Source organism: Thermosyntropha tengcongensis (genome assembly GCF_055381335.1).
In genome coordinates this window covers 1974099-2000023 of the sequence record NZ_AP042437.1, presented here as the reverse complement: position 1 = coordinate 2000023, position 25925 = coordinate 1974099, and the positions used below count along the sequence as shown (strand labels likewise).

Genomic DNA, 25925 nt, shown 5'->3' with positions numbered 1-25925 from the left:
AATATAAATGGTAGCCACTCCAATGGAAAAAGCGGAAATACTGGTGGAAGCCCTGCCTTATATTAAGGAATTCTACGGCAAGAAGGTGGTCATAAAATACGGCGGGGCAGCCATGACCGACTGCCAGCTTAAAGATAAGGTCATGCAGGATATCGTTCTCATGAAATATGTAGGCATGCATCCGATTGTGGTACATGGCGGCGGGCCGGAAATAAGCCAGATGCTGGAAAGGTTAAACCTGAAGAGCGAATTTGTGGAAGGGCTAAGGGTGACTGATGCCGATACCATGGAAATAGTGGAAATGGTGCTGGTAGGCAAGGTTAACAAGGAGATTGTGGCTGGTATTGAAGCCAGCGGCGGGAAAGCTATCGGCATTTCCGGAAAGGATGGCGGGCTTATAAAGGCCGGTCCTATTGATCCTTCCGGCAAGCTCGGATTTGTAGGGGAGGTAAGGAGTGTAAACCCGCAGATAATTGAAACCGTAATAGAAAATGGATATATACCGGTAATCGCTCCCATCGGCATGGATGCCAAAAAACAGAGCTATAACATTAATGCTGACCTGGCTGCAGCGGCAATTGCCGTGGCCATGAAGGCAGACAAACTGGTGCTGCTCACTGATGTGCCCGGCCTTTTGCGGGATCCTGCTGATCCGGAATCCCTCATATCGGTACTCAAGGTAAGTGAAGTAGAAACCTATATAAAAGAAGGGGTAATAAGGGGAGGCATGCTGCCCAAAATAAAATGCTGCGTGGAAGCGGTGAGCGGCGGTGTTGGAAGGACGCACATTATAGATGGACGCGTTCCCCATGCTATCCTTCTTGAGATATTTACTAACCGCGGAATAGGCACGATGGTAATCAATGAATAGGAGAAAGGGGAAACCTTGATGGCTAACCAGGGGATTATCGATAAAGGACAGGAAAATATTATGGCCACTTACGGCCGTTTTCCGATAGCTTTGGTTAAGGGTAAAGGTTCTTATGTGGTGGATGCTGATGGCAAACAGTATCTGGATTTTGTGGCCGGCATAGCTACCTGCGCGCTGGGTCACTGCCATGAGGAACTGGTACAGGTTATAAGGGAGCAGAGCCAGAAGCTGTGGCATGTTTCCAACCTGTACTGGATAGAGCCGCAGGTGGAGCTGGCAGGAGAATTAACCAGGCTTTCCGGCCTTGACAAGGTTTTCTTCTGCAACAGCGGGGCAGAGGCTAATGAGGCAGCGATTAAGCTTACCCGCAAATATTTTTACCGGCAGAAACATCCAGAAAGGAATAGAATAATAGTTTTTAAAAACTCTTTTCACGGGCGCACCATGGGAGCTCTGGCAGCTACCGGGCAGGAGAAATATCATGAAGGATTTGCCCCGCTTTTAGAAGGATTTTTATATGCCGAGTATAATGATATAACTTCAGTGGAAAAGCTGCTTGATGATACGGTAGCCGGGATAATGGTGGAAGCTGTGCAGGGTGAAGGGGGAATAAGGCCGGCTGACATAAATTTCCTGCGCTCTTTGCGGGAAATCTGCAGCCGGGAAGGAATTTTTCTCATTTTTGACGAAGTGCAGACAGGTATAGGAAGAACCGGCAAATTCTTCGCTTTTGAACATTATGGGGTAAAGCCTGATATAATGACCCTGGCTAAAGGTTTGGGGGGAGGCTTCCCTATTGGGGCTATGCTGGCGACTGATAAGGCGGCTTCCGGCTTTGCCCCGGGAGACCATGCCTCTACCTTTGGCGGAAATCCCCTGGCCTGCGCAGTGGGCAGAAAGGTGGTAGAGATAGTAAAAAGGGAAGAGTTTTTAAATGAAGTAGAAAAAAAGGGGGAAATGCTGCGCAAGGCTTTGGAAAAAATAGCGGACAGCCGCATAAAGGAAGTAAGGGGCAAGGGGCTTCTTCTGGGGATTGAATTTACAGGGGAGGTAAAAGGGCTTATCGATATATGCCGGCAGCAAGGTCTGCTCCTTGTTGGGGCAGGACCTAATGTGGTGCGCATGGTTCCACCTTTGACTGTAAGTGAAGCGGAGATAAACCAGGCGGTAAATATATTGAAAGAGGCTTTAAAAATCTGGCAGGAGTAAAGGAGAGGAGAATATGTTCAAGATTGATGACCGGCTTAGAGGGCGGGATTTTATCTGTATTCATGATTTTACCGTAGAGGAGATAGCCTATATTCTTGAGGTAGGACATGCCCTGAAAAAGATGCAGAAAGAAGGGATTGAACACCATTACCTGAAAGGAAAGACTCTGGGCATGATATTCCAGAAGTCATCTACCCGCACCCGGGTAGCTTTTGAAGTAGGTATGTATCAGCTGGGAGGGCATGCCCTGTTTTTGAGCCCGCGGGATATCCAGCTGGGAAGGGGAGAGACGATAAAGGATACAGCCAAGGTGCTTTCCCGCATGGTAGATGGCATAATGATCCGCACCTTTTCCCATGAGGAAGTCCTGGAACTTGCTTATCATGCTGATGTTCCGGTGATAAACGGGCTTACCGACCTTCTGCATCCTACCCAGATTATAGGGGACTTGATGACTATTCAGGAACACAAAGGTACTTTAAAAGGCCTTAAGTGTGCTTTCGTGGGAGATGGCAACAATGTGGCCCACTCCCTGCTTTTTGGCGGTGCCAAAGTGGGAATGGATGTGGTGGTTGCAACTCCGCCCGGTTTTGAACCGGATAGGGAGATTCTTGAAAAAGCCAGGGAAGATGCCAAAGCTACCGGGGCCAGGCTGTGGGTGGTAAATGACCCGAAAGAAGCTGTCAAAGGAGCCGATATAGTGTATACTGATGTATGGGCCAGTATGGGGCAGGAAGAACAGGCCGAGGAAAAGGAAAAGAAATTCTGGCCTTACCAGGTAAATGCCGAACTTATGAGCCTGGCAGCCAAGGATGCGATTGTCCTGCACTGCCTGCCGGCGAAAAGGGGCAAAGAGATAACTGATGAGGTTATGGATGGGCCGCAGTCGGTAGTTTTTGATGAGTCAGAAAACCGGCTGCATGCCCATAAGGCGATTATGGCGGTTATTATGTAGAATTAATTTGGGAGGCAGATTTTATGGAAAAAGTAGTTTTAGCTTATTCGGGAGGACTGGATACTTCTATAATTATTCCCTGGCTCAAGGAGAACTACGGTTATGAAGTAATCGCTTTCTGTGCCGATTTGGGACAGGGAGAAGAACTGGACAATATAAAAGAAAAGGCTATCAAATCCGGGGCGTCCAAGATATATGTGGAAGACTTAAAGGAGGAATTCGTGCGGGAATATATTTTCCCGGTTTTAAAGGCAGGAGCTGTTTATGAGAAAAAGTACCTGCTGGGAACCTCTTTTGCACGGCCGCTTATTGCCAAAAAGATGGTAGAGATTGCGGAAAAAGAGGGAGCCATAGCTGTTTGCCACGGAGCAACCGGCAAAGGAAATGACCAGGTAAGATTTGAGCTGGGGGTCAAAGCTTTAAATCCGGATCTTAAGATTATTGCCCCCTGGCGGGAATGGGACATAAAATCCAGGGAAGATGCGATTGATTATGCCAAAAAACACGGGATAGATGTTCCGGTCACTAAAGAGAAAATATACAGCCGGGACCGCAACCTCTGGCATATATCCCATGAAGGCGGCGATTTGGAGGATCCTGCCAATGAACCTAAAGATGACCTTTATGTATTGACGGTTCCCCCGGAAAAAGCGCCTGATAAACCTACCTATCTGGAAATAAGCTTTGAAAAGGGAGTGCCGGTAGCGATAAATGGCAAAGCATACGGGCCAGTGGAGCTTTTGGCTGAATTAAACCGTATCGGCGGTGAAAATGGCGTAGGTATTGTGAGCATGGTAGAAAACAGGCTGGTAGGTATGAAATCGAGAGGGGTTTATGAAACACCTGGCGGTACGATACTCTATACTGCCCATGATGAGCTGGAAAGGCTTACCCTGGACAGGCGCACCCTCAAATTCAAGCATGAAATGGCTATCACCTATGCGGAACTTGTTTATGACGGCAACTGGTTCTGCAAATTAAGATACGCGCTGGATGCTTTTGTGGAAGAAACGCAGAAAACGGTGACCGGTACGGTTAAAGTAAAGCTGTACAAGGGAAGCTGTCAGGCGGTAGCCTCCTGGTCTCCTTATTCGCTTTACAATGAAGATCTTGCTACTTTTGGAGCCAGTGAAATGTACAGCCATAAAGACGCTGCCGGCTTTATCAACCTGTTCGGGCTTCCGCTTACCGTGCAGGCTTTGCTGGACAGGAAAATCAAGGGAGAATAAGAAGGTTTTTAAAGAGGGGACAGTTAGCTGTCCCCTCTTTGTTTTTTAAAAAAGACCTTTTCCAGCTGCTTGTTTTGTTTTATAATTTAATTCCCTGTCTTTTTTGGGTAAAGAAAAGTGAAACTTAAGGCTGTTTTGCCTTTCATATTCCTGTGGCTGGAAATAAAATGGAGAGGAATAAAAAGAAAAACAAAAATAATGAACCAAAAACTTGCTGGCTGGTATTTGCTGAACTGTGCCCCATGATATACACTATATAGTGCAGTTTATTAAAATGACCACAATATATAGTGGCAAAAAGCAAGCTAAATCTTCTTTGATCTGAGGAGGAAGAGGAATGGACATTACAAAGATTAAAAAGAGGGATGGCCGCATAGTTCCGTTTGAAAAAGAAAAGATAACCAAGGCTATCTGGAAGGCAGCGCAGGCAGTAGGCGGAAAAGATTATAACCTGGCGGTGGAGCTGACCGAGAAAGTGGTGGAAATAGCCCAGTATGTAAATGGGGATGAGATTGCCACCGTAGAAGATATTCAGGATCTGGTAGAAAGGGTTCTGGTAAAGAACGGGCATTACAAAACTGCCAAGGCTTACATACTTTACCGCAAACAGAGGCAGGATATGCGGGAAGCAAGCCAGCTTCTGGCCAATAATAAAATTATATCCGATTATCTGGAAAAGAATGACTGGCGGATAAAAGAAAACTCCAACATGACTTACTCGCTGCAGGGCATGAATTTTCACATTTCTTCCATACTGGTATCCCAGTACTGGCTTAACCAGATTTATCCCCCGGAAATAAGGGAAGCTCACATAAGCGGTGATTTTCATATTCATGACCTGGGGATACTGGGAGTTTACTGCGTAGGCTGGGATATAAGGGATCTTTTGATGGAAGGGTTTAAAGGGGTAAGAGGCAAGGTGGCCAGCAAGCCGGCCAAACATTTCCGTTCCATACTGGGGCAGATTGTAAACTTCTTCTTTACCCTGCAGGGAGAAGCTGCCGGGGCGCAGGCTTTTTCCAACTTCGATACCCTGCTGGCTCCTTTTATCCGCTATGATAACCTGGACTACAAGCAGGTTAAGCAGTGTCTGCAGGAATTTGTATTCAATATGAATGTGCCTACCCGGGTAGGTTTTCAAACTCCCTTCACCAATGTCACTTTAGACTTAAAAGTGCCGGAATTTATGAAAAATGAGCCGGTAATCATAGGCGGCAAGTATATGGATGCCACCTATGGCGAGTTTCAGGAAGAAATGGACATGTTTAACCAGGCTTTTGCGGAAGTTATGATGGAAGGGGATGCCGAAGAAAGGGTATTTACCTTCCCCATCCCTACCTATAATATAACGGAAGATTTTGACTGGGATAATCCCCGTTACGATAAAATATGGCAGATGACAGCTAAATACGGCATACCCTATTTCTCCAATTTTATTGGCTCTGACATGAGGCCGGAAGACGCGCGGAGCATGTGCTGCCGGCTGCGCCTTGACAACCGGGAATTGAGGAAAAGAGGCGGAGGCCTTTTTGGAGCCAATCCTTTGACCGGTTCTATTGGAGTTGTAACTATAAATATGAGCCGTATAGGCTATCTTTCCAAAAGCAAGCAGGAATTCTTTGAACGGCTGGCACATGTGATGGATTTGGCCAAAAACAGCCTGCAGATAAAGCGCAAAACCCTGGAAAACCTTACTGAAGCTGGCCTTTATCCTTACTCCCAGTTCTACCTGCGCAATGTAAAAGAAGGGTTTGGGCAGTACTGGAAAAACCATTTTTCAACTATCGGGCTTATCGGCATGAATGAAGCCTGCCTCAACTTTATGGGCAAGGATATCGGAACTCCTGAAGGCATGGAATTTGCCAAAGAAGTTCTGGATTTTATGCGTGAACGCCTGCAGCAGTACCAGGAAGAAACCGGTGACATATATAACCTGGAAGCTACCCCGGCGGAAGGGGTAAGCTACAGCATTGCCCGCAAGGATAAGGAACAGTTTAAGGATATAATTGTGGCCAATGAGGAAGAATACAGGAGGGGAGCAGAACCTTATTACACCAATTCTACCCAGCTCCCGGTATATTATACAGATGACCTGTTTAAGGCTTTAAAGCTGCAGGATGAACTGCAGACCCGCTATACGGGAGGGACTGTATTCCATGTTTTCCTGGGCGAGTCGGCACCTTCGCCGGAAGCTGCCAAAAGGCTGGTTAAAAAAATATGCGAACAGTTCCATCTGCCGTATTTTACGCTTACTCCCACTTTCAGCGTATGCCCGAGCCATGGGTATTTGAACGGCAAGAAGCCGGTATGCCCGGTATGTGCAGCTGAAGGCAAGCAGACTAGTTGTGAAGTCTACTCCCGGGTGGTAGGCTATTTAAGGCCGGTAGACCAGTGGAATGCAGGCAAGCAGGCAGAGTTCCAGAACCGGAAATCTTTTGATAAAGCTTTGCTGGGTTGATGTCAGATGGAATTTGCAGCTTTATTAAAACAGAGCCTACTTGATTATCCGGACCGGATTGCAGCGGTAGTTTTTACCTACGGCTGCAATCTGCGCTGTCCTTTTTGCCATAATGGCCACCTTTTGATAAAGCCGAGCAGGAGAGAAAAGAAGTTTATCACGGAAGAAGAGATTTTGGCTTTTCTTGAAGAAAGGCAGGGTTTTCTGGATGCCCTGGTCATAAGCGGAGGCGAGCCTACTTTAAATGCTGGTTTGCCTGATTTTATAGAGAAGGTCAAGAATTATGATTTGCTGGTCAAACTGGATACTAATGGGACAAATCCTGAAATGCTGAAAATGCTTATAGAAAAAAGGCTGGTAGACTATATAGCTATGGATATAAAAGCTCCCCTGGATTTTGACGTTTATGCCAGAGCCTGTGGGAATATAACGCGGGAGCTTTTTATGAAGGTGAGAAACAGTATAAAAATATTGATGGATGCGGATATAGATGTGGAGTTCAGGACTACGGTGGTACCAGGGCTGCACAAAAAGGAAGATATAGAGAGGATAGCTCAGTGTATCAGAGGTGCTGCCCGATATACTTTACAGCAGTTTGCCCCTGAGAATGCGTTAAAGGGAAGTTATCAGCATATTCAGCCTTACAGCAGCGAAGAGCTGCAGAATATGGCTTTGAAATGCCGGGAGTATGTGGAACTGGTTAAAATAGCAAATATTTAAAAGCCTGGTAAATTTCCGGTTAATTAGAACCTAACCGGGAATTTACTATTTTTTTACCAAAATGTGCTTGCTAAAAAGAAGAGGAGATATTACTATATTCTTAAAGGGGAATAATTTATTGCAGTATAAGCAGAAATCTTGCCGCATATATCTTCTCTATTATTTCCTGCTATTTTTTCCCGCACACTTTTCATTAGCAGTCATTTTATTAATAGAGTTCACATATACTGTTGATGTCATTTCATTATTCGCACCCTGTATTTAGTAAATTTTTCAATCACTCTCTGTTGAATTTTGTAACTTTTTCCCATTCCATTTTTTAATAGATCAAGGGGGGTGCTTATTTTCAGATAACTATAATAGAAAATTATTATTAGTATTATATTTATTGCATTAAGGAGGAGGGTTATTTATGTTAAATGCCAAGGAGAGTATGGAGAAATCTTTTGTTATGCTGGAGTCTGCCCTGGAGAAGTACTGGGATATGTGGCTGGTAGCCCTGGGAAGCATGTCCTGGAGCCAGGAACAGGCCGAAAATATGATAAGGAAATATCTGGATCAGCGCAAGACAGCTCGTGAAGAGAGTACCAAGATAATTGAGGAGATGCTGCAGCAGGTTAAGAAGAACCAGATGGACCTGCAGAATATGGTAAAAGAAGCGGTCGCTTCAGCGTTAGAGAATGCTAATTTTCCGACTTATGTCAGTGCTGTAGATGAGTTAAAGAAAAAGGTAGACGAGTTATCAAAGAAAATGGAAGACAAATAGTATTTAAAAGCTTTAAAATAATAAAAAAGCGCGGATATATCAGCTAACTCTGATTTTCCGCGCTGTTTGCTAATTGAGGGTGATTTTAAATAATCTGAAAATTTACCCGAAAGGAGTAACGAAATGCCAGAAGAAAACAAGGGCAAAAATGGTTTTGGAAAGGGAAAAGATGAGATTTTAATGCCAGATTTCAGCGATTTGTGGAAAGAGATGTACTTCAGGATGGAAGAAACCTGGGCCAATGCGATGAAAGAAGTTATCAGCACCAAGACTTTTGTTGACTATCTGGATAAAGTGCTGGAATACAACTTAAATACCGAAAAGGTAATACGCCAGAGCCTGGATAAATATATGGAACACGTGCCGGTGCCGTCCAAAAAAGATGTAGCCAGAGTGGCGGAATTGGTTATTTCTATGGAAGAAAAGATAGATGTATTGGAGTTTGAGTTTTTGAAAAATTTTGAGACGATGGCGGAAAGCCTGTTAAAGATGATAAATTTGCAAGAGAAGCTGCAGGCTGAGATTTCAGCTTTAAGGCAGGATGTTAATATGCTTTTGAGCAGGTTTGGCAATATAGAATTGGATGAAACGGCCAAAATAGATGCGGAAAAAGTAGAAAAAAAGTCAAAATCTTCTCGTAAGGCGGAGAAAGAAAAAAGAGAATAGTGAAGGTTTTTGGTTAACCGACAAAAATGATAAAGAGGGGATATTAAGTGATTGAAAATATATATAGTGAGCTGAAAGTTGGAGACAAAGGGTTTGTTGAAAAAACTATAACGGAAACCGATGTTTATCTTTATGCCGGGATTACCGGAGACTTTAGCTGGCTGCATGTCAATGAGGAAAGGGCTAAAAAAGGGCATTTTAAAACCCGCATTGTGCATGGAATGCTTCTGGCAGGGCTTATTTCTAATGTAATAGGCAACCAGATGCCGGGGGCAGGAACTATCTATGAGTCGCAAAATTTGCGCTTTTTGCGGCCATGTTATATTAATGACACTATAAGGGCGGAAACTGAGGTTATTGAACTTATGGAAAAAGGCCGGGTAAAGCTTAAGACTACCTGCTGGAACCATAAAGGGGAATTACTGATAGATGGGGAGGCGGTAGTTATACCCCCGCGCAAACATGTGATAAAAGAAGAAGGGGAGGGGGTTAAGTAATGGCCAAGAAAGGTATCCGCATATTAAGAGGTTCTCCTGAAGAAGTTGGGCAACAGCTGCAGGAAAATTTTGATAGAATGCTTGAAAGTACCCGCAAATGGCTGGAAATACTGTCATTTGACCCGGAACCGGAAACCGGACTTACTCCCAAAAATATTATCTGGCGCAAAAACAAGGCCAAGCTTTATCGTTATGTTAATGGTGAAGTAAAATACCGCACCCCTGTTCTTTTTATATATGCACTTATTAATAAGGCATATATACTGGATTTAACTCCTGGCATGAGCCTTATAGAACATCTGGTAAAAGAAGGGTTTGATGTTTACCTTCTGGACTGGGGAGAATTCCAGTGGGAAGATCGGGACCTGCGCTATGACGATTTTGTGTGTGATTATATAGCCAGGGCAGTAAAAAAGGTATGCCAAGTTTCAGGAACTGAAAGCCTGAGCATGGCAGGATACTGCATGGGCGGAACCATGACCACCATGTATGCTGCTTTATACAGCAGGCCGGAAGTCAAGAATATAATATATATTGCTGCACCTATAGATTTTGAGAATGCCGGGCTTTCCAGCGTATGGCTCAAACCGCCAGGCTTTGATCCGGACAAGGTAGCTGATACCTATAAGCTTATTCCCAAGGAGTTTATCGATACCGGGGTAAAGATGCTAAAACCGGTCAATAATTTCTGGGGTACCTATACCCGTTTGTGGAAAAATATAGAAGAAGGGGTTTCGATAAGATCCTGGAAAGCCTTGAACAAATGGGTAAATGACAATGTGCATTTTCCGGGTGCTGCCTACCGCCAGTGGATAAAAGAGTTTTACCAGGAAAATAAGCTTGTAAAGAATGAATTCAGGATAAAGGGGCAGGTAGTTGACCTCAAAAATATAAAAGCTTCCCTTTTAGTTCTGGCCGGGGAAACTGACCATATAGTACTTCCCCATCAGACCAGGGCTATTCTGGAGCTTTCTTCCTCCACAGACAAAGAATTTCACCTTTTCCCGGTAGGGCATGGGGGGCTGGTATTTGGAAGTGTTGCCAAAAACAAGGTTTACCCGACTATTGCAGGCTGGCTGGCGCAGAGATCCTAGGCGGTCAGTTGTTTGTGCACCCAGGAGGCTACATTTTTAAGATACAGCAGTTCGATGTGGTTTACAGGCATAACAGTTTTTTCTAGGACTTTAGCGCCATTTTTAGCCATGCCCTCTGTATTAAGAGCACTGTCCACAAAGACTATGCCGTCACTCATAACTGCTGTTTGTATGGGAATAACCCCCATAAAGTTATTGTTGCCTGCCAGGACAGCAATTTCTATATCAGGTGATATTCCTCTGCTTTCCAGCTTGTCTATAAGAAAGCCGCCATCTTTTATGGCGGCTTTTATGCCGCGTGAATGGCTTATAAATCCAGTTCCTCCATAATAGGTTGTCCACCAGTCCTGCTGGGTGGTATCCAGCGGATATATGTCATCCCACCTGTACAGAATCTGGCTTTGCCCGGGAAAACAGCCGTCATGATAAATGGAACGGGGAGTAATATCTATCATGTTCCCCAGGTAGATAATTTTGTCCCAGGCGATGACCCCATTGCCGCCGGCCATAAAAATAAGATAGGATATGGTGGGATTACGGAAAGCATAATCGGTTCCCAGGTTGGGAACCCCTAACATTATAAAGCGCCTTACATCACCGCGGTAAGGGGTAGAAGCCAGATTGGAAAGATAGATGCGAGCAGCTATACCCCCTTTGCTGTGAGCGACCAGATCAAGCTTATGGGTTTGGCAGATTTTATTTATCTGTTTCACCGCATCGGCGATTATTTCTGCCTGTATAAAGTTATCCCCATGGGAGTGGGGAAAAGTTATGGCAAAAACTCGGTGCCCCCTTTCGACCAGCCTCTGCTGCAGTCCCTTATAACCAAGGTTGTAGATATTGGTAAATGATGAGGCATCCAGGCCAGCTCCGTGAATAAGGAGAACTGGAGGGTTAAGCTTGTTTTTGTCCCAGCCTGGCGCGTAGTGAAGGAGATAAGTATCGGAAGAAGGGGTATCGCTGCCGAACAGGTTTATAAAATCAGGGTCTACCTGGGTATTTACTTCGCAGAATCTTTCCCTTACCCCTTTTAATTTTTCCACCTTACGTACTTCAATTTTTTCCCAGTAGCAGGCACTCCCCCTGCCCGGAATGCGGGGATTTAAATGATAGTTGCCGGCATGCTTGTAATAGTTGTCATTATACATAAACTTGCCCTCTCTTTAGCCAGAATTTTATAATATCAGATTAATTTTACCAGAAATTGCTTGAACTGTCCTCAGGTAAAGTTAAAAGATGGATGACAAAATAGAGTTAGGTTATAATTATGTACATTGCTGGCTGGTGGATATATAATATAGAATGATAATTTGTAAATAAGGTTTTGAGGTGCAGAGATGAAGTTATGGAGTGGAAGATTTACTAAAAATACGGATAGGTTGACGGAAGATTTCAATGCTTCCATATCTTTTGACTGCCGTATGTATAAGCAGGATATAAGGGGAAGTATGGCCCATGCTGCCATGCTTGCCAAACAGGGGATCATAAAGGAAGAGGAAAAGGAGCTTATAATAAAAGGGCTTGCGGAGATAGAAAGAGAATTGGAAGAAGGCAAGCTTAATTTTACGGTAGAAGCTGAAGATGTGCACATGAATATCGAAACTTTTCTTATCCAGAAGATAGGTGATGTAGGCAAAAAGCTGCATACGGCAAGAAGCCGCAATGACCAGGTAGCCCTCGATCTGCGCCTGTACTTGAAAGATGAAATGAAGGAGATAAAAGGGCTTATTTTAAGCCTCCAGGAAACCCTGTTAAATCTGGCTGAGGAACATATAGATACCATAATGCCTGGGTATACCCATTTGCAGAAGGCGCAGCCGGTAAGCCTTGCCCATCACCTGATGGCCTATTTTGAGATGCTGCGCCGGGATGTGGAAAGATTGGAAGACTGCTGCAAGCGGACAGATTACATGCCTTTAGGATCTGGAGCTTTGGCGGGGACCACTTTTGATCTGGACCGCGATTTTGTGCGTGAACAGCTGGGATTCAGGTATACGACCAGAAACAGCCTGGATGCGGTGAGTGATCGGGATTTTGCCCTGGAATTTTTGAGTTTTGCCAGCATACTTATGATGCATCTTTCCCGCTTTTCGGAAGAGCTTATTCTCTGGTCGACTGAAGAATTCGGTTTTGTGGAGATGGATGATGCCTTTGCTACCGGTTCCAGTATCATGCCCCAGAAAAAGAACCCGGATCTGGCTGAACTGGTGAGAGGAAAAACCGGGCGGGTTTATGGGGATCTGGTAGCCCTGCTTACAGTTATGAAAGGACTTCCTTTGGCGTATAACAAGGATATGCAGGAAGATAAAGAGGCCGTTTTTGATGCAGTTGATACCGTGAAAAAGTGTTTGTTAGTGTTTGAACCTATGCTTAAAAAGGCTAAATTTAAAAAAGAAAAAATGGAAAAAGAGGCCAGGGGCGGGTTTACTAATGCTACCGACCTGGCAGACTATCTGGTAAATAAAGGGCTTCCTTTCCGGGATGCCCATGAAGTAGTAGGCAGGACGGTTTTGTACTGCATCCAGAAAGGAGTAAGTTTGGAAGAATTGAGTTTAGAGGAATATAAGGCCATGTGTCCCCTTATTGAGGAAGATGTCTACGGATTTTTAGATGTAAGGATGTGTGTAGCTCGCCGCAGGGTTAAAGGGGGGCCGGCACCAGAACAGGTTAAGGCAGCGATTGAGGAAGGAAAACAGTGGCTGGGGGGGAAGAAAAATGTATAGTTTGAGCAGATTTGCTTCTGTAAATGGAGTGCCGGACAGGGAAGAGGTTGAGAACTGGGCGGAAGCTTATTTTTATAATATGCTGAACCTTTTGAACGCTTTCTTTTGCCAGGTGGAGATAGGCGACGCTCTGGACAGGATGCGCAAAATACCTTTTGCCAGGCTGGTAGAGGAAGAGCTGGAAAATGAAAGCGAAGAAGTAAAAAATATCGCATTAAGGAAAGTTATGGAGCTTTGGGAAGCGGAAATAAAGTATATGGAGGCTTATGTTGGATAGAGTGGAGGCTTTTTAGTCAGAAGGGGGAGGATTATTGTGGATAAGTGCAGCATATGCGGTAAAAATTACCCAGAGGCTACATTAAAAAAAATGGTTCAGATTTCAGGGCGTAAAGCATATCTGAACCAGATTTGTCCTGCCTGCCAGGCTATAGTATTGAATAACCCAAGTTATTACTACCTAGAAGAAAAAGCGGCTAAAAAAAATAATTAAGTATTGACGCAGAATAAAATGAGCTGTTATTATTAACTCTGTATAAAGTTAGAATAGTTAGCCGATGTGGCTCAGTGGCAGAGCAGCTGATTCGTAATCAGCAGGTCGCCGGTTCGAATCCGGCCATCGGCTCCAGTCCTGAAAATAGGTATTTTAGACTTCTATAAGGAAAGTAAAATGGTTGATAGTCAATTGTCGATAAAAGTCGCTTTCGTGGCGTGGTTTGCCATGAAAGCGACTTTTTTATATATGGATATATATGGGAAACGGAACAAAACTTTATTGAGCTTATCTTAAAGAAGAGGAGATATTGGAAATAAAAAAGTGTAAATAACTGAACAAAGTTATTAGATAATTTATAATTAAAAATATAGATAATGAAGAAGGAGGGTTTTTATGGGAAAAAGGCTGGTAATCATTGGGGGAGTAGCAGCTGGCATGAGTGCTGCTGCTAAAGCGAAAAGAGTTAATCCTGATTTGGAAATAAAAGTTTTTACTGAGGGGCAATACATATCTTATGCTGCTTGTGGCCTGCCTTATTTTATAGGTGATAAGATAAAAGAAGTTGATAAATTGTTTGCCCGGGATCGGGATTTTTTTGTCAAGCAGGGGATAGAAGTACACACAGGATATCGCGCAGAGGAAATTATACCGCAAAAAAAAGAAATTTCTGTATTTTCTACAGCAGACAAAAAAATGATGAAGGTGAATTATGATAGGCTGATTATCGCTACAGGAGCAAGGGCTTTTGTGCCTCCTATGGAAGGGATATTTCTTGAAGGGGTATTTACATTGCGCAATGTAGAAGATGGCTTGCGCATAAAGAAGTATATTTTAGGGAAAAAGCCTGGAAGAGCAGTTATAGTTGGGGGCGGGTATATAGGTTTAGAAATGGCCGAGAATTTGGCTGAATTAGGGATAAAGGTTAAGATCCTGGAAAGATCTAAACATATACTGCCTAACATGGATATTGATATGGCTGAACTGGTAAAGGGATATTTGCTGGATAAAGGAATAGATGTTGTTACAGAAGTAGGTGTGCAGAAAATTGATGGGGACATTAAGGTAGAAAAAGTTATTACGGAAAAAGGCGATATAGAAACTGACATGGTTATTTTATCTGTAGGGATAGTCCCTAATACTGAACTGGCAGCTAGAGCAGGTATAGAATTAGGTTATAAAAACGCAATAAGGGTGAACAGTAAGCAAGAAACTAATATCCCTGATATTTACGCTGCTGGTGACTGTGCTACCGTTTACCATTTGCTAACTGGCAGGGAAGTTTATGTGCCTTCAGGGCCTACTGCCAATAAGCAGGGGCGTATAGCAGGAGAAAATGCAGCGGGCGGCAATGAGGCTTTTTATGGCGTGGTTGGCACTGCTATTACTAAAGTTTTTGATTTGGAAATAGCACGTACAGGCCTTAGCTGTCGGGAATGTGAAGAAATAGGCTGGCCTTATGAAACTAGTTTTATCAAGGCCAAGAATGCCGCTGAGTTTTACCCGGGAAACAGGGAAATAAATATAAAGCTGATAGCCCATAAAGGGACGGGAAAGCTTTTAGGGGGACAGATTGTTGGATTTAATGGCGCGGGCAAGAAAATAGATGTCATTGCTACTGCGATAACCTTGGGAGCTACTGTGCAGCAGTTGAAAAATATGGATTTAGCATATGTGCCTCCTTTAAGTCCTGTATGGGATGGTTTGCTTATAGCCTTAAATCAGTTTGCATGATTTAAAAAGAAAGTTAAAATCCGGCAGAAGAAAAACCTAGTTTCTGCCGGATTTTTTTTACGCTTTTTCAAAAAGATGTTTGGGAATTGGCTTTTGTTCATCCTCATCGTAATATTCGAAGCCGATGTCGGTGCTTATTATTTTGACCTTGTTTTTGGTTACCAGTTTGTTGATGGTCTGGCTTATATCATCTAGAAGCGATATCAGGGTGCTGTTTTCTTTGATTATAAGGAGAATCCCCAGTTCGCCGTAGTATTCAAAACCATTGTTCTCGCCTACCTTGGAAGCTTCTTCGGTTATTACCTTAAATTCCTGCACAAATATATCCGGATTTTTGATAAAGTTTACCGGTATTTTGGTTAGTATTTCGCTTTTACGGGCAAATCCCTTGAATATGCATTCCACCTGATACATATAAACACCCTCTCCCAGTTTTCTGTTTAAAATTTTTTGTAATTAAAAGATAACATAAAAATCTTATAAAATCACAATTTTTATTAATTATATCTTTAAGCTTGATGTATAAAAAGGATGCCTTTAAGCAAAATAGAGAGAGGAGGTGTTTAAAATGATAAATCTGACCCAGAAGGAAAAGATGCTTTTGGAAGATCAAAAGAGCCATGAACAGATATGTGTACAGAAGTATAATGAATATGCAAACAAAGCGACTGATCCCCAGTTAAAGCAGCTTTTTGCTGCCTATGCCAAACAGGAGCAGATGCATTATGACACTATTAACCAGATCTTAAACGGTCAGCTTCCATCAATAGGAGGAGGACAGGGAGGGGGATTGGCGCCTCTGCAGGGAGGAGTACAGCCAGGCTCTGGCAATCCTTCTGATGCTGCTTTATGCAATGACATGCTGATGACGGAGAAGTATGTATCTGATACCTATAATACGGCGATATTTGAATTCCGGGACAGCAATATACGCAATATATTAAATCATATTCAGAAAGAAGAACAGCAGCATGGGGAAGGGATCTTTACCTATATGAGCGCCAAGGGCATGTATAATCCGCAGTAAAAACAAGAAATTCAAGTATTTATAATAAAAAGGCATCAAACCTGAAGTTTGGTGCCTTTTTTGTATAGAAAAGCATTAAAACGTAAGAGAGAAGTCCTGTTTTTTTTGTAGGGGAAAGGAGGAAAAAGTAGAAAAAAGGAGAATATAATCAAAGATTAAGATAAACGGTTTCGAAAAATAAGTTCAGCTTGGGGGGAAGGTAATGAAGTTAAAGTTTACCCAGAGCATCCGGTTTAAAATCCTTATTTCCGTAGTTTTGGCCTGTATTATAGCCAATGTAGTACAGGGGACGGTTGCAACTCTAAGCGGCAGAAAACTTCTGGAAGAAGAGATAAAAAATCACCTTAAAGATGTAGCTTCTGGTTACAGCAGCCAGATTAGTGCTGTTCTGGAAGGAAGGCTTAATGAATTAAAGATTTTGGCGCTGGCGGAAGATGGAAGTTATGAAAATATGAGCGATGCGGAGATTATAGGCTACCTTAAAAAGGCCAAGTCAGATGCCTATGATAACCTTTATTTTATCTGGCCGGATGGGAGAGCAGTTACCGATGGGGGAACTTATGTAGACCTTTCTGACCGGGAGTATGTTAAGAAAGGGCTTAAAGGGGAAGCCAACATCGCCAGTCCAGTGATATCCAAAGCTACAGGCCATATGGTGGCTCCCATGGTGGTGCCGGTTTACAACCAGGAGGGGAAAATTATAGGCCTTTTAGGCGGCGCCCTTAAAATGGATTCCCTGGTAGAACTGGTAGGAAGCATTAAAGTGGGAAAAACCGGAGCTGCCTATATGATAGACAGCCAGGGCAATTGCGTGGCGCATCCTAACCGGGACTATATTTTAAAGCTCAACCAGTTCCAGCTGGGAGATGAAATGGCTAATATAGGAAAAGATATGGTGGCCTTAAATACAGGTATAGGGGAATACACTTTTAAAGGGGAGAAAAAATATTTGGCCTATGCTCCGGTTAAAGCTGCCAGCTGGTCTGTAGGGGTTAATATTCCGGTCAGGGAAGTAGCTGAGCCTTTGGCAATCATGCTAAGGAATAACATAATTGCGGTATCCCTGGTTCTTATAGCTTTAGCCCTTTTTATCTGGTACATTTCCGGGGCTTTTGCGCGTCCGGTATGGGAAATGGTCAAAGTTACTTCCCGTTTGGCTGGCAAAGATTTAACGGGGGATATAAAGGTGACCAGCTCTTCGGAATACGGCATCCTGCAGCGTTCGTTTATTGAACTAGGCCAGAATTTAAGGGATATAATCGGTGATATCAGGGGGACTTCGGATGAGCTAAGCCAGACTTCCAGCCAGCTGGTAAGTATAGCCCTTGATACCCAGTCAGCAGCAGAGCAGGTGGCTTCAAGCTCAGAACAGGTAGCCAGGGCAGCTTCTTCCCAGGCAGAAGATGCCGCCAGGATGAGCGAGCTGGCCAGGCAGGTAAACAAGGCTATGCAGAATGTAGGGGAAACTACTGAGGAAATAGCCCGCCAGTCTGCTAACTTTAAGGGCATTGTTGACAAGGTAACCGGCATAATGAGGTTACAGCAGGACAAGATGGGACAAACCGTTTCTACTGCCCATAATGTGGCTGGAGTTATCGAACAGTTGAGCCGCAAGACCGGGGAAATAGGAGAAATAGTTACGGTAATAACTGGTATTTCTGAACAGACTAATCTTTTGGCCCTTAATGCCGCTATTGAAGCTGCCAGGGCAGGAGAGGCAGGAAGAGGGTTTGCTGTGGTAGCGGAAGAAGTTCGCAAGCTGGCAGAAGAGACTTCAGCTGCTACCCTTAATATAGCAGCTATCATCAAGGAAGTGCAGGCCGAAGTAGAAAGAACTGTAAAACAGGTAAAAGAAGTAGCAGACCTGGTAAGCGAACAGGGAGTTTCCTTAAATGAAAGTGCAGCTGCCTTTAAAGATATAGAAACGGGAGCCGATCGTATTGACCAGTCCATACATGATATTACCGCCGCTTTTGAGGAGGTTATTGCTTCGGTAGATGAAATAACCAGGGCGATTGAAAATATTTCGGCGGTTACCCAGGAGTCAGCTGCCGCAGCCGAAGAGGTTACTGCTATTACCCAGGGGCAGCTTAATGCGGTACAGAATATAAAAGACATAAGCCAGGAACTTGATAGTTTGGGCAGGAAGCTTAAAGATATTATTAACCAGTTTAAATTATAAAAATAAATATAAAAGGGCAGTTTTCTCATAAGGAGAGAAAAGCTGCCTTTTTTCATGCATAAGAAACCCTTTTTTAAATAAACTAATAGCCAAAAGAGGATATAAAGGGGTAATCGGATTTGCTGCACCACTTTATGCACATAACTTTGGAGCTGCTGGCTGGCTTTATAGCCCTGATGATCATAATAAAGTTTTTGGGCAAATCACAGATAGGAGAGCTGCACCCTTTAGATTTTATAACCGCTATTGTGTTGGGGGAGCTGGTAGGGGCAGCTATTTATGAGCCGGAGGTTAATGTTTTTTACATACTCTATGCCCTTTTTTTTTGGGGGCTTTTGCATTTGGGGACCAAATATATTACCCTGAAATTTAACGAAACCCGGTATTATATAGATGATAGCCCCTCTATTGTTATAAGAAACGGGCAAATAGATAAAGAGGAACTGGGAAAGAACAAGATGGATATAAACCAGCTGCAGAACCTGCTCAGGCAAAAAGGGGTTTTTTCAGTAAAAGAAGTGGCTTATGCTATCCTGGAACCGGATGGTTCATGCAGTGTCATGAAAAAGCCTGAATACAGCACCCCTACCCTGGCAGACCTTAAGCTGCCGGGCAAGCCGGCCGAGCTTCCAGTAACGGTAGTTCTGGATGGAGAGGCTATAGAAGATAACCTTGCCCTTATTGGCTTTGACCGGGATTGGCTCGAAAGGGAGCTCAGTTTGCAGGGTATAGATGACATAAAAAAGGTTTTGCTGGCTGAATGGCAGCCCAGTTCAGGGCTTTATGCCGTACTGGATAAAACAAAAGATGGTTCTTCTTGAACCATCTTTTGCCAGGGAGGGAAGCTAATCCATTGGTCCACCTTCGATGTACTGCCGGATTTTGCGCAGGGCATAACCGCCGAAATATAATCCGTTGATAAAAGCCAAAGGTATTGCCAGAGCTCCAAACCAGTGGAATTTTTCTTTTAAATCTTCTCTGCCGTCTGTTGTACGGTATCTGGTCATATTATCCCCCCTTTGGTCTTATTTTTTGCCTGAAGACCTATTATGATACAGGGGGATGATTTTTATTTTTTGTTTAAGATAGTAGGTATTACCTTAAATGCCAGAAGATAGGCAAAAGTGCCTCCTAAAATGAGAAGGAGAAAAAAGCTTATTATTTTTTCTGCCAATTTTATCACCCATTTTAGTTTGCGAAGAAAAAAATTTTTTATTCCTGTTTTTTATTTCTTGGCATACATATTATTTCTTTTACTTCGGTAGCGAAAAAATTATTGGAATGGGCAGGTGTGATTATTATGGCGGCATCAGCTCCGCTGCCTGTTCCCCCGATAGATATTATTTCTTTTCCATAGGGGATAAGACCAGCATCCAGTGCCATAACAGCTATTTCTACTGCCACTTTTATACCTTGCCCAAATATGCGCAGGGTCTGGGCCATTATTTCAGCCGGGTATACTCCCCCAAAATGGTTGCGGATAGCTCTATCTACCCCAGCCAGCAGATGAGTGGTGGTAAGCACTTTTACTCCCTGATCTTTAAGCTTTTTTCTTACTTCCTCGCTCATTTCATTGACTCCCGGCTCTCTAAAACCGGTGTGGTGGGTTACGCATACTATATTAAAGCGGCTTGGGGCCAGGGATACTAATTTTTCAGCGGTTTCTCCCTCGCAGGAAGCTACTACTATATCTTTTATCCCTTTTGCTTCTGCTTTTTGCAGAGCCAGTTTTAAAGTTTCTTCAGTATTATGTTCTCCTGCTCTTTCGAAAAACAAGGAAAATGCCTCCTTTCAGCCTTTGATAATTTCTGCCAGCTCTTCCCGGGAAAGGGAGCGGGTTATTATTACCGTAGTCAATTTGGAAAGATCAACTTCGTAAGGCCTGCATATCCTGCTTGAGCTCCGGTTGTAAATCATTTTTAATACCGGGCGGGTAGGGGCTTCTTTGTTTACATCGACTACTATGCCTATATCGCCGGTATTTAGTTCTACAATAGTCCCTATAGGATATACGGCTATGTTGTTAAGCAGTGCGCTTACACATCTTTGTTCCAGATAAATCCCCGCCATGCGCGTTAATATGGTTATGGCCTGGTTTATAGTATACGAAGGGCGGTAGGGCCTGTCAGCCAGAAGGGCATCATATACATCGGCCACTGCTACTATCCGTGCATATTCGTGTATACTTTCCCCGGAAAGGCCTCGGGGATAACCTTGCCCATCCCAGCGCTCATGGTGCTGAAAAGCTACATGGGCAGAAAGTAAAGGTATATCTGGATATTTGCGCAGTATTTCAAATCCGTATTCGGTATGGCGTTTTATTTCTGCATATTCTTCTCTGGTAAGGTCATCTGGCTTGTTTAGTATAGATTTGTCGATGTAGACTTTTCCTATGTCATGCAGCAATGAACCTATGGCCAGTTCTTTGAGTTTTAAATCATGATATCCCAGTGTGATGCCAGTCATAATGGAAAGGATGCATACATTTACCGAATGGCTAAAGGTGTAATCGTCAAATGTGCGTATATCACACAGATTTATGAGTATATCATTGTTGGAAAGGATTTCATCCAATATTTTATTTACCAGGCTGCTTATGGCGCGCGTATTCATACAGCGGCTCTGTTCGATGGCCTCAAAAGCATTTTTTACTTCTTTTACCGTTTCTATGCGTGTTTGTTCAGATACAGGCTCTCTTATGGGCAGAGGGATTTGTTCGTCAAATTCGTCTTTTATGTATACCGAACCTATACCCAGATTCTGCAGGCGTTTGATATAGTTTTCGTTAAGTTCGATGCCTGCATGCAGCAGTATACGGCCATCGCTGCTGTAGATGCTGCGGGCGGTTATCATGCCAGGGGCTAGATTTTCAACTCTTATTCTTATCATAACATCCCTCAAGAAAAAATATTTTAGACATTTTATGCGACGAATAGCTATTTTCTTCGCATTATACTTTATTTCCTGCTCATAAAATTATTTTTTTGTCGTTTTATAACTGGTTCTAGGATAAAGAGTAAAAAAATAAACTTATACCATAAAAAACCAGAAGGATAACAGGTTTGCTATTTCTTGAATAAAATGATACATTACTTGTTAGCACTACAGCATGTACAGGAGTTGAAGATGAAGAGAAAGACATATCTACCCAAACCGGTTTTGAAAGGAATAGTTGCAGACATAAAGAGATTTGTCCATGACAATGAAGGAAGGTTTATGATTCTTGAAGTAGCCAGAGAGATTCCCCATGAGATAAAAAAACATCTGCTGGAAGAATTATCCTTGTTTTATGATGAGGACCTGGCAGTATTTTTTAAGCTGTTTTTGGAAGAATATGACGAAGAGTTTAAGCCTGTATGTGTGCGGGCATTAAATAAATACCGCATGGCAGGATGTGATGTAGATAATATTTCTTTTCGGGAAGGGACTTTTTATAAAGCTTATGCCAGTTTAAGCAGGCAGAGCGGCAGCATAACCCTGGAGGTTGCCTGGCAAACAGGAAGCAGGTGTCTTGATATAGAGTGTTTTTATTTATCTTATGGAACAGAAGGGATTCACAGTTTTATGCTGCTTGGGGATATGCCGGCAAGAAGGTATGAAGCGGAAAGGCGTCAAGCTCTGGATATGGTAGAGCTGGATTTAAAAGAAGTTTGCCTGCTCGTTAGGCAGGCTTATGAGGTAAATAAGAGAAATATGACTCGTCCCGCTACCGGCAGATTTTTATACAAGAAATATCTGGATACAGAAATAGAGGTGGGAGAAGAAGAAGTTTATTCCCTTACCTGTAAACTTTCTCCTGAGCTTATGCCAACACAGCTTATAAATAGTTTTTTCTATGCCTTGAAACAGAAAGATTATACCTATATTGCTTCGGTGCTGGACAGGCAAAAACTCCCTCTCAAGAAGGTCAAAAAATTGTTCGCCCCGGTTATTATACCGGGCAATCTTTTGCTGGAAGCCAAAGCAGATGAGGCCTATCTGGAAGGGGATATGGTTAAGGTTAGTGGACATCTTTGCCTGATGGATAAAGAAGGAATTTATAGATATGATTATGTGTTTGTTGTAGACAAAGATGAAAACCTGAAAGGGAAGATAAATGATATACAGATAGCAGACAGGAGCAGAACAGATGCTTACCTTGGCCTTAAACCTGATAAAAAAGCTTTTTACTGTCTGGTTTATGAGATTGCGGATATTGATGAACTTTTTATTTGGCTGGAAGGGATAAGGCTGCTTAAGGTGGTAGGAGAACTGCCCAGGGGTATACATTTGAGGATTTCCCCTCTATATGATGAAGAAGAGTGGGATAACGGGATATCTTTTTTGGGTCCAGGCGAAGTTGACATCGTTATAAATGGGGATGAACTGGTTATCATATGTCTGGATGATGATTTTCTAAATGAGCTGGATGAAGAGATAGAGAGGGAACTGGAAGAAACCCTGGAGTTTAAAGGCCGGTATGAAGTTGATTTAATGGCCGTTTACAGTTATATAGAGGGGCAGTATGCCAGTTTTGAAGATATTGCTGTATCCAGGGAGGAGGAGAAAAGCTTTTCAGGGGGCATGCGCTTTTTGTCTGCCCGTTATCTGGTAAAGAATTATCGTCAGGTTTATGATTTTTTGGCTCTGGTAAGCGATCATTTTTATGACCTTAATGATTACTGTATTTTTTACCGGCTGGAAAAAGATGAAAAGGAACCTCTTTTCCTGGCTGAATATATACTGGATGAAGAATACCTTACTGTATCAGCTTTTGGCGAAGATGATTTGAGCCGCCTGCGGGATGACCTGGCGGAAAAGGTTTGTGACTATCTGGAGTTTGTTGGCATTGAAACGAGGAGGGAGGGGCTTTTTGCCGTTCTTTCCCCGGAAGTTAAGCGTTCTTACCCTCAGCTGGAAATGGTATTGAAAGAGTTTTATTTAAATAAATGGGTAAAATCCAGCCTCCCGCTTTTGAAAGGAATGACTCCCAGGGAAGCTTTTCAGAGTCCGGAGGGACAGAGAATGCTGTGGGATATGTTTAAGCAGATGAAGAAGAGCGAGAATAGCTGGCAGAATAAATCCTGTATTATAAAATTCAGGGACTATATGAGCAAGCTGGAAAATAAATGGGAAAAAATAAAATAAAAAAATCATTGACATGGCAAGGGAGTTTAAATATACTATGTAGATAAATAAGTGAATCGATGTAACAGGCTGTGAAGGGAAAGACTTATGAAATCACTTAATCACAGAGAGCCGGGGGTAGCTGAAAACCTGGTATTAATATTTCATAAGGGATCATCCCGGAGCCGCGATCTGAAAGGCCTTTTTAAAAAAGGCTTAGTAGGTGATGCCGGATTTTAAGGTCCGTTATCATGCCTTATTGTGCGGAGAGTGGTCGCATTTTGCGACAAGCAGGGTGGTACCGCGGGAAATCCCTCTCGTCCCTGAATGGGTAGAGAGGGTTTTTTTATACCTAGTTTTTAGACAATGCGATAAACTATAGAACCTATCTTTGAGGTTTAAAGGGAGGAGATTCTTATGATCAGCGATCGGGTCAAAAAAGGACTGGAAAAAGCTCCCCACCGTTCGCTATTTAAAGCACTGGGCTTGACTGATGAAGAAATCAGCCGTCCTCTTATTGGGATTGTGAACTCCAAAAATGATATAGTGCCTGGACATATAAATCTGGATAAAATAGTAGAGGCTGTGAAAGCCGGGGTGAGGCTTAAGGGGGGAACCCCTTTAGAATTCAGCACTATTGCTGTTTGTGACGGTATAGCCATGAACCATATAGGTATGAAATATTCCCTGGCCAGCCGGGAACTTATCGCTGATACGATTGAGGTAATGGCTACTGCTCACGCCTTTGATGCTTTAGTTTTTATCCCCAACTGTGACAAGGTGGTTCCCGGGATGCTGATGGCTGCTGCCCGCCTTAATATACCTTCTATTTTCATAAGCGGTGGGCCCATGCTGGCAGGAAGCTTTAAAGGGAAAAAAGTAAGCCTTTCCCAGGTTTTTGAAGGGGTAGGGGCTGCTGCTGCTGGAAGGATGACGGAAGAAGAACTCTATGAACTGGAGGAAAATGCATGCCCTACCTGTGGTTCCTGTTCCGGGATGTTTACTGCCAATTCCATGAACTGCCTTACGGAGGCTTTAGGCATGGCGCTTCCTGGCAATGGAACGATTCCTGCTGTATATGCGGAAAGGATAAGATTGGCTAAAAAAGCCGGCATGCAGATAATGGAGCTTCTTTATAAAGGGATAAAACCGCTGGATATCATGACCGAAGATGCCTTCTACAATGCTATCCGTTTGGATATGGCTATTGGATGTTCTACCAATTCCGTTTTGCACCTTATGGCTATTGCGCATGAGGCGGGAGTAAAGATTGATTTAAACCTTTTTAACCGGATAAGCCAGACTACGCCTCATCTGTGCAAGATAAGCCCGGCCGGGGAACATCATATGGAAGATTTATACAGAGCAGGAGGGATTTCTGCCCTTTATAATGAGCTTAACAAAAAAGGGCTTATAAAGACTGATTGTCTTACGGTTACCGGCTTTACTGTAGGGGAAAACATAAAGAATACTCCGGTTTTGGATTATTCAGTGATAAGGCCGATAGATAGTCCACACAGTGAAAGTGGTGGATTGGCCATACTTTTCGGCAATCTTGCCCCTGAAGGGGCAGTAGTCAAAAAAGGGGCGGTAGCTCCGGAAATGATGCAGCACGAAGGGAGAGCACGGGTTTTCGATTCAGAAGAAGAAGCAGTGGAAGCTATACTGGGTGGAAGGATAAGTAAGGGCGATGTCATTGTTATACGCTATGAAGGGCCTAAAGGAGGGCCAGGCATGAGGGAAATGCTTACTCCTACCTCGGCAGTGGCAGGTATGGGTCTGGATAGGGATGTAGCCCTTATAACCGATGGACGTTTTTCCGGCGCTACCAGGGGAGCTTCGATAGGCCATGTATCTCCGGAGGCTGCTGCTGGTGGGCCTATTGCCCTGGTGGAAGAAGGGGATATTATCCGTATCGATATACCTGCCTGTAAGCTGGAACTTCTGGTAGATGAAGAAACTTTGCAGGCAAGAAGGGCCAGATGGAAAGAGCCGGAGAGCAAAATAAAAACCGGATATATGAAGCGATATGCCCAGATGGTGGAATCAGCAAGTACGGGTGCTGTTTTCAGGAAATAAAGCGGTTAAACCACAAAAAGCGGGCATATTAGCCTGCTTTTTTTGTAAAATATAAGTTTTGCGATGATTTTTAAGATTTAGTTAATTGAGGATTAACATCAAAAAGGCATAATTTTATT

At 43.3% G+C, this 25925-nt stretch carries 24 protein-coding genes, 1 tRNA gene and 1 other annotated feature; of the genes, 20 read left to right on the top strand and 5 right to left on the bottom strand.

Features of this window, described 5'->3' with window-relative positions; all coding sequences use genetic code 11:
• The first annotated feature begins 7 nt into the window (after positions 1-7).
• The 10 genes from argB to ACZ42E_RS09600 all read left to right on the top strand — a co-directional run bounded on the left by argB (position 8) and on the right by ACZ42E_RS09600 (position 10465).
• Complete coding sequence (gene argB, locus ACZ42E_RS09645) at positions 8-871, top strand: acetylglutamate kinase (protein WP_464892119.1); 864 nt, start codon at positions 8-10, stop codon at positions 869-871.
• Positions 872-889: 18 nt separating this feature from the next.
• On the top strand, positions 890-2080 hold the full coding sequence (locus tag ACZ42E_RS09640; protein WP_464892118.1) for an acetylornithine transaminase: 1191 nt from the start codon (positions 890-892) through the stop codon (positions 2078-2080).
• A gap of 13 nt (positions 2081-2093) precedes the next feature.
• Entirely contained in the window at positions 2094-3035 is a 942-nt protein-coding gene (gene argF / locus ACZ42E_RS09635; RefSeq protein WP_464892117.1) for an ornithine carbamoyltransferase, read from the top strand.
• Positions 3036-3058: 23 nt separating this feature from the next.
• Entirely contained in the window at positions 3059-4264 is a 1206-nt protein-coding gene (locus ACZ42E_RS09630; RefSeq protein WP_464892116.1) for an argininosuccinate synthase, read from the top strand.
• A 337-nt stretch (positions 4265-4601) separates the two neighbouring features.
• Positions 4602-6722 (top strand): ribonucleoside triphosphate reductase, encoded by a 2121-nt coding sequence (locus ACZ42E_RS09625; RefSeq protein WP_464892115.1) that lies wholly within the window; start codon positions 4602-4604, stop codon positions 6720-6722.
• Positions 6723-6728: 6 nt separating this feature from the next.
• Positions 6729-7442 carry an anaerobic ribonucleoside-triphosphate reductase activating protein gene (locus tag ACZ42E_RS09620; protein WP_464892114.1) on the top strand — a complete coding sequence of 238 codons (714 nt, stop codon included), beginning with the start codon at positions 6729-6731 and terminating at the stop codon, positions 7440-7442.
• A 412-nt stretch (positions 7443-7854) separates the two neighbouring features.
• Positions 7855-8208, top strand: a complete 354-nt coding sequence (locus ACZ42E_RS09615; protein WP_464892113.1) for a phasin family protein — start codon at positions 7855-7857, stop codon at positions 8206-8208.
• Positions 8209-8331: 123 nt separating this feature from the next.
• The gene (locus tag ACZ42E_RS09610) at positions 8332-8874 is read left to right on the top strand and encodes a hypothetical protein (RefSeq protein WP_464892112.1); all 543 of its coding nucleotides are present in this window, start codon (positions 8332-8334) and stop codon (positions 8872-8874) included.
• 47 nt (positions 8875-8921) lie between these two features.
• On the top strand, positions 8922-9371 hold the full coding sequence (locus tag ACZ42E_RS09605; RefSeq protein WP_464892111.1) for a MaoC family dehydratase: 450 nt from the start codon (positions 8922-8924) through the stop codon (positions 9369-9371).
• Positions 9371-10465: an alpha/beta fold hydrolase gene (locus tag ACZ42E_RS09600; protein WP_464892110.1), complete on the top strand. Its 1095-nt coding sequence runs from the start codon at positions 9371-9373 to the stop codon at positions 10463-10465. The genes ACZ42E_RS09605 and ACZ42E_RS09600 overlap by 1 nt, the downstream gene beginning before the upstream one ends.
• Here the strand turns inward: ACZ42E_RS09600 and ACZ42E_RS09595 are convergent.
• Positions 10462-11613, bottom strand: a complete 1152-nt coding sequence (locus tag ACZ42E_RS09595; protein ID WP_464892109.1) for an esterase/lipase family protein — start codon at positions 11611-11613, stop codon at positions 10462-10464. The genes ACZ42E_RS09600 and ACZ42E_RS09595 overlap by 4 nt on opposite strands.
• Before the next feature lie 189 nt (positions 11614-11802).
• Between ACZ42E_RS09595 and argH the strand changes: the two genes are divergently transcribed.
• The 5 genes from argH to ACZ42E_RS09570 all read left to right on the top strand — a co-directional run bounded on the left by argH (position 11803) and on the right by ACZ42E_RS09570 (position 15412).
• The gene (argH, locus tag ACZ42E_RS09590) at positions 11803-13188 is read left to right on the top strand and encodes an argininosuccinate lyase (protein WP_464892108.1); all 1386 of its coding nucleotides are present in this window, start codon (positions 11803-11805) and stop codon (positions 13186-13188) included.
• Positions 13181-13465: a hypothetical protein gene (locus ACZ42E_RS09585; protein ID WP_464892107.1), complete on the top strand. Its 285-nt coding sequence runs from the start codon at positions 13181-13183 to the stop codon at positions 13463-13465. Before argH ends, ACZ42E_RS09585 begins: the two co-directional genes overlap by 8 nt.
• Positions 13466-13501: 36 nt before the next feature.
• Positions 13502-13678 (top strand): hypothetical protein, encoded by a 177-nt coding sequence (locus ACZ42E_RS09580; RefSeq protein WP_464892106.1) that lies wholly within the window; start codon positions 13502-13504, stop codon positions 13676-13678.
• Positions 13679-13738: 60 nt separating this feature from the next.
• A tRNA-Thr gene (locus ACZ42E_RS09575) sits at positions 13739-13813 on the top strand.
• Positions 13814-14074: 261 nt separating this feature from the next.
• A complete protein-coding gene (locus ACZ42E_RS09570; protein ID WP_464892105.1) occupies positions 14075-15412 on the top strand; it encodes a CoA-disulfide reductase in 1338 nt (445 codons plus the stop codon).
• 57 nt (positions 15413-15469) lie between these two features.
• Here ACZ42E_RS09570 and ACZ42E_RS09565 read toward each other — a convergent pair whose 3' ends face one another.
• Positions 15470-15826 (bottom strand): hypothetical protein, encoded by a 357-nt coding sequence (locus ACZ42E_RS09565; RefSeq protein WP_464892104.1) that lies wholly within the window; start codon positions 15824-15826, stop codon positions 15470-15472.
• A gap of 154 nt (positions 15827-15980) precedes the next feature.
• On the opposite strand from ACZ42E_RS09565, the gene ACZ42E_RS09560 reads away from it, so the two are divergent.
• The 3 genes from ACZ42E_RS09560 (at position 15981) to ACZ42E_RS09550 (ending at position 19442) form a co-directional block, all read left to right on the top strand.
• Positions 15981-16439: a spore coat protein gene (locus ACZ42E_RS09560; protein ID WP_464892103.1), complete on the top strand. Its 459-nt coding sequence runs from the start codon at positions 15981-15983 to the stop codon at positions 16437-16439.
• 202 nt (positions 16440-16641) lie between these two features.
• A complete protein-coding gene (locus ACZ42E_RS09555) occupies positions 16642-18621 on the top strand; it encodes a methyl-accepting chemotaxis protein (protein ID WP_464892102.1) in 1980 nt (659 codons plus the stop codon).
• A gap of 119 nt (positions 18622-18740) precedes the next feature.
• Positions 18741-19442 (top strand): DUF421 domain-containing protein, encoded by a 702-nt coding sequence (locus tag ACZ42E_RS09550; RefSeq protein WP_464892101.1) that lies wholly within the window; start codon positions 18741-18743, stop codon positions 19440-19442.
• Between the two features lie 24 nt (positions 19443-19466).
• Here the strand turns inward: ACZ42E_RS09550 and ACZ42E_RS09545 are convergent, their stop codons facing one another.
• The 3 genes from ACZ42E_RS09545 to ACZ42E_RS09535 form a co-directional block, all read right to left on the bottom strand.
• Positions 19467-19628 carry a hypothetical protein gene (locus ACZ42E_RS09545; protein ID WP_464892100.1) on the bottom strand — a complete coding sequence of 54 codons (162 nt, stop codon included), beginning with the start codon at positions 19626-19628 and terminating at the stop codon, positions 19467-19469.
• Between the two features lie 205 nt (positions 19629-19833).
• Positions 19834-20397, bottom strand: coding sequence for a pyruvate kinase alpha/beta domain-containing protein (locus ACZ42E_RS09540; protein ID WP_464892099.1), 564 nt, complete (start codon positions 20395-20397; stop codon positions 19834-19836).
• 15 nt (positions 20398-20412) lie between these two features.
• Positions 20413-21510: an HD-GYP domain-containing protein gene (locus tag ACZ42E_RS09535; protein ID WP_464892098.1), complete on the bottom strand. Its 1098-nt coding sequence runs from the start codon at positions 21508-21510 to the stop codon at positions 20413-20415.
• Between the two features lie 237 nt (positions 21511-21747).
• Here ACZ42E_RS09535 and ACZ42E_RS09530 point away from each other — a divergent pair, with 237 nt between their 5' ends.
• Together ACZ42E_RS09530 and ilvD are read left to right on the top strand one after the other, a co-directional pair.
• Positions 21748-23748, top strand: coding sequence for a hypothetical protein (locus tag ACZ42E_RS09530; RefSeq protein ID WP_464892097.1), 2001 nt, complete (start codon positions 21748-21750; stop codon positions 23746-23748).
• A gap of 62 nt (positions 23749-23810) precedes the next feature.
• Positions 23811-24055: a binding site (T-box leader), on the top strand.
• Between the two features lie 89 nt (positions 24056-24144).
• The gene (ilvD, locus tag ACZ42E_RS09525) at positions 24145-25806 is read left to right on the top strand and encodes a dihydroxy-acid dehydratase (RefSeq protein ID WP_464892096.1); all 1662 of its coding nucleotides are present in this window, start codon (positions 24145-24147) and stop codon (positions 25804-25806) included.
• Positions 25807-25925: the final 119 nt, after the last annotated feature.

Coding starts and splice junctions, on each gene's coding strand:
- ACZ42E_RS09585 (WP_464892107.1), top strand. CDS start 13,181: ATGTATAGTTTGAGCAGATTTGCTTCTGTAAATGGAGTGCCGGACAGG.
- ACZ42E_RS09595 (WP_464892109.1), bottom strand. CDS start 11,613: ATGTATAATGACAACTATTACAAGCATGCCGGCAACTATCATTTAAAT.
- ACZ42E_RS09620 (WP_464892114.1), top strand. CDS start 6,729: ATGGAATTTGCAGCTTTATTAAAACAGAGCCTACTTGATTATCCGGAC.
- ACZ42E_RS09640 (WP_464892118.1), top strand. CDS start 890: ATGGCTAACCAGGGGATTATCGATAAAGGACAGGAAAATATTATGGCC.
- ACZ42E_RS09560 (WP_464892103.1), top strand. CDS start 15,981: ATGATAAATCTGACCCAGAAGGAAAAGATGCTTTTGGAAGATCAAAAG.
- argF (WP_464892117.1), top strand. CDS start 2,094: ATGTTCAAGATTGATGACCGGCTTAGAGGGCGGGATTTTATCTGTATT.
- ACZ42E_RS09615 (WP_464892113.1), top strand. CDS start 7,855: ATGTTAAATGCCAAGGAGAGTATGGAGAAATCTTTTGTTATGCTGGAG.
- argH (WP_464892108.1), top strand. CDS start 11,803: ATGAAGTTATGGAGTGGAAGATTTACTAAAAATACGGATAGGTTGACG.
- argB (WP_464892119.1), top strand. CDS start 8: ATGGTAGCCACTCCAATGGAAAAAGCGGAAATACTGGTGGAAGCCCTG.
- ACZ42E_RS09565 (WP_464892104.1), bottom strand. CDS start 15,826: ATGTATCAGGTGGAATGCATATTCAAGGGATTTGCCCGTAAAAGCGAA.
- ACZ42E_RS09535 (WP_464892098.1), bottom strand. CDS start 21,510: ATGATAAGAATAAGAGTTGAAAATCTAGCCCCTGGCATGATAACCGCC.
- ACZ42E_RS09555 (WP_464892102.1), top strand. CDS start 16,642: ATGAAGTTAAAGTTTACCCAGAGCATCCGGTTTAAAATCCTTATTTCC.
- ACZ42E_RS09600 (WP_464892110.1), top strand. CDS start 9,371: ATGGCCAAGAAAGGTATCCGCATATTAAGAGGTTCTCCTGAAGAAGTT.
- ACZ42E_RS09545 (WP_464892100.1), bottom strand. CDS start 19,628: ATGACCAGATACCGTACAACAGACGGCAGAGAAGATTTAAAAGAAAAA.
- ilvD (WP_464892096.1), top strand. CDS start 24,145: ATGATCAGCGATCGGGTCAAAAAAGGACTGGAAAAAGCTCCCCACCGT.
- ACZ42E_RS09630 (WP_464892116.1), top strand. CDS start 3,059: ATGGAAAAAGTAGTTTTAGCTTATTCGGGAGGACTGGATACTTCTATA.
- ACZ42E_RS09530 (WP_464892097.1), top strand. CDS start 21,748: ATGAAGAGAAAGACATATCTACCCAAACCGGTTTTGAAAGGAATAGTT.
- ACZ42E_RS09625 (WP_464892115.1), top strand. CDS start 4,602: ATGGACATTACAAAGATTAAAAAGAGGGATGGCCGCATAGTTCCGTTT.
- ACZ42E_RS09570 (WP_464892105.1), top strand. CDS start 14,075: ATGGGAAAAAGGCTGGTAATCATTGGGGGAGTAGCAGCTGGCATGAGT.
- ACZ42E_RS09610 (WP_464892112.1), top strand. CDS start 8,332: ATGCCAGAAGAAAACAAGGGCAAAAATGGTTTTGGAAAGGGAAAAGAT.